Raw genomic sequence first — 3,459 nt, 5'->3', positions numbered from 1 at the left:
CGGGGGGGGGGGGGGGGGGGGGGGGGGGGGGGGGGGGGGTCGTGTGCGTGGGGGGAGAAAAAGCCAGTCAGGGGGGGGGGGGGAGGGGAGAAAGGAGAAGGGGCCGGGGGGGAGAACAAGCCCCGCTTCTCTCGTGGTGCGCCTGAAGGGATTCGAACCCCCGACCTTCTGCTCCGGAGGCAGACGCTCTATCCACTGAGCTACAGGCGCGGGCGCCGACGCGGGAACCGCTCGGCACGGTGCACGAGACTACCAGCACCTGGAGGTCCGGGTGGCAACCGCCAGCACGGCGCCGGCCGACGGCTTTGTAGAATCGCCCGGTGACCCCCGACGAGCTCTCCGGAGCACTCAGCGCTGCCCTCGCCTCGGCCGTGGCCGACGGTACCCTCGCCCTTCCCGCCGACGCCGTCCCGGCCTCGGTCCACGTCGAGCGACCCCGGCAGCGCGAGCACGGTGACTGGGCCACCAACGTGGCGCTGCAGCTCGCGAAGAAGGCCGGCACCACCCCGCGGGCGCTCGCGGAGGACCTGGCCGCGCGCCTCGCGGCCACCCCCGGGGTCAAGGCGGCGGACGTCGCCGGGCCGGGCTTCCTCAACATCACGCTCGAGGCCGGCGCCGCGGGCGAGCTCGCCCGGACGATCGTCACCGCGGGGGAGGAGTACGGCCGCACCGACGCCCTCGCCGGCCAGGTGCACAACCTCGAGTACATCTCGGCCAACCCGACCGGCCCGCTGCACATCGGCCACACCCGCTGGGCCGCGCTCGGCGACGCCCTCGTGCGGATCATGCGCGCCGCGGGCGCCGACGTGACCGCCGAGTACTACATCAACGACGCCGGCGCGCAGATGGACAAGTTCGGCGCGTCGATCGTCGCGCGGGCCAAGGGTGAGGACGTGCCCGAGGGCGGCTACCCCGGCGAGTACGTCGCCGAGCGCGCCGCCGAGGTGCTGGAGCAGGAGCCCGGCCTTCTGTCCCTGCCCGCCGACGAGGCCGTCACGACCGCCCGCGAGCTCGGCTACCAGGCGCAGCTCGAGGCGATCCGCCGCACGCTCGACGCCTTCGGCGTGCACTTCGACGTGTGGTTCTCCGAGCGGACGCTGCACGCCTCGGGCGCGGTGGAGCAGGCCGTCGCGCGCCTGCGCGAGCAGGGCCACGTGTTCGACGTCGACGGCGCGGTCTGGCTGCGCACCACCGACTTCGGCGACGACAAGGACCGCGTGATGATCCGCGCGAACGGCGAGCCCACGTACTTCGCCGCCGACGCCGCCTACTACCTGTCCAAGAAGGACCGCGGGTTCCCGGGCAAGATCTACCTGCTCGGGGCCGACCACCACGGGTACATCAACCGCCTCAAGGCGATCGCCGCGTGCGCGGGCGACGACCCCGAGGCGAACATCGAGGTGCTCATCGGCCAGCTGGTGAACATCGGTGGCGAGCGGATGGGCAAGCGCCGCGGCAACGCCCTGTACATGGACGACCTCATCGAGTGGCTGGGAGCGGACGCGCTGCGCTACTCGCTCGCGCGCTACCCGGCGGACTCGCCGCTGTCGCTGTCGGGCGAGGAGATGCTCAAGCAGAGCAACGACAACCCCGTCTACTACGTGCAGTACGCGCACTCGCGCACCTGCGCCGTCGACCGGAACGCCGCGGACCGCGACGTCGTGCGCGTCGCCGCGGACGGCTCGGACGCCTTCGACCCGGCGCTGCTGACGCACGAGACCGAGACGGCGCTGGTGGGCGCGCTCACCGAGTTCCCGCGGATCGTGTCGCAGGCGGCCGAGCTGCGCGAGCCGCACCGCGTCGCGCGCTACCTCGAGTCCCTCGCCGCGGACTACCACAAGTGGTACCAGGAGTGCCGCGTGACGCCGTACCCGGACGAGGAGGTCACGGACACGCACCGCACGCGCCTGTGGCTGAACGACGCGGTGCGCCAGGTGCTCGCCAACGGGCTCGAGCTGCTCGGCGTGTCCGCGCCGGAGCGGATGTGACCGCCCCCGCGACCGGCGTCCTCGGCGTGCCCTGGTCGACCGGTGTCCGGCGGCGCGCCGACGGCGTCGTCGAGGTGGGCGGGGTCGGCGTGGACGCGCTCGCGGCCGAGCACGGCACCCCGTCGTACGTGCTCGACGAGGCGGACTTCCGCGCCCGCGCCCGCGGCTATCGCACCGCGTTCGCGACGGCCTTCGCGGAGGTGGGCACGGGCGTCGACGTCTACTACGCCGGGAAGGCCCTGCTCACCGTCGCGGTCGCGCGATGGGCCCGCGAGGAGGGGCTGCGCGTCGACACGGCGTCGGGCGGCGAGCTGGCCGTCGCACTGCGCGCGGGCGTCCCGGGAGCCGAGCTCGGCCTGCACGGCAACAACAAGTCGGACGACGAGATCCTCGCCGCCCTCGACGCGGGCGTCGGCCGGATCATCGTCGACTCCCTCGTGGAGGTGGGCCGGGTCGCAGCGCTGGCCGCCGCGCGCGGCGTCGTCGCGCCCGTCATGGTGCGTGTCACGACCGGGGTGCACGCCGGCGGGCACGAGTACATCTCCACCGCGCACGAGGACCAGAAGTTCGGGCTGTCCGTGAACCGGGGCGCGCTCGACGGCGACGGCGGTGACCCGCCGGCGATGCGGGCGCTGCTCGCGGTCGTCGCGCGGCCGGAGCTTCGCCTGCTGGGCATCCACTCCCACATCGGGTCGCAGATCCTCGACCCGGCGGGCTTCGAGGCGGCGGCGCGCGTCGTGCTGGCGCTGCGGGCGGAGCTCGCGGAGCGCACCGGCGTGCTCGTCGACGAGGTGGACCTCGGCGGCGGCTACGGCATCGCCTACCTGCCCGGCGAGGTGCCGCTGGACCCGGACCGCGTGGCCAAGGACGTGGCGAGCGCGGTGGCCGCCGTCTGCGCCGACCTCGGCACCCCGCTGCCGCGGATCTCCATCGAGCCGGGGCGCGCGATCGTCGGCCCGGCGGGGCTCACGCTCTACACGGTCGGCACCGTGAAGCCGGTGGCCCTCGACGACGGCCGCGTGCGCACCTACGTGTCCGTCGACGGCGGGATGAGCGACAACATCCGCCCCGCGCTGTACGAGGCGCAGTACCACGCGGAGCTCGTGGGCCGGACGTCGGAGGCCGCGCCGGTGCTGGCACGCGTCGTCGGCAAGCACTGCGAGAGCGGCGACATCGTCGTGCACGAGGTCATGCTGCCGGGCGACGTGCGCGCCGGGGACCTCCTCGCGGTCGCCGCGACGGGGGCCTACGGGCGGTCGATGGCATCGAACTACAACCTGCTGACGCGGCCGCCCGTGGTGGCCGTCGCCGACGGCGCCTCGCGCGTCCTCGTGCGGCGCGAGACGGTCGACGACCTGCTCGCGCTCGACCTCGGCTGAGGGCGTCGGGGGCGCCTGTGGACGGGGGGGCCCCACCCCACGCCCCACGGCTCTCCTGGCCACCATCCCAGCACCCCATTCCGAAAGGTCCC

At 74.2% G+C, this 3,459-nt stretch carries 2 protein-coding genes and 1 tRNA gene; 2 read left to right on the top strand and 1 reads right to left on the bottom strand.

The window, feature by feature from the left end:
- Positions 1–134: 134 nt before the first annotated feature.
- Positions 135–210, bottom strand: a tRNA-Arg gene (locus ACWF41_RS15820).
- 110 nt (positions 211–320) lie between these two features.
- Here ACWF41_RS15820 and argS point away from each other — a divergent pair.
- Both argS and lysA read left to right on the top strand, forming a co-directional pair.
- Positions 321–1,988: an arginine--tRNA ligase gene (argS, locus tag ACWF41_RS15815; RefSeq protein ID WP_380325169.1), complete on the top strand. Its 1,668-nt coding sequence runs from the start codon at positions 321–323 to the stop codon at positions 1,986–1,988.
- Positions 1,985–3,367, top strand: a complete 1,383-nt coding sequence (gene lysA, locus ACWF41_RS15810; protein WP_380325166.1) for a diaminopimelate decarboxylase — start codon at positions 1,985–1,987, stop codon at positions 3,365–3,367. Before argS ends, lysA begins: the two co-directional genes overlap by 4 nt.
- Positions 3,368–3,459 lie beyond the last annotated feature (92 nt).

The organism is Isoptericola sp. NPDC055063 (assembly GCF_053608125.1).
The sequence above is the reverse complement of the archived record's forward strand: the minus strand, read 5'-3'. Positions and strand labels throughout refer to the sequence as shown.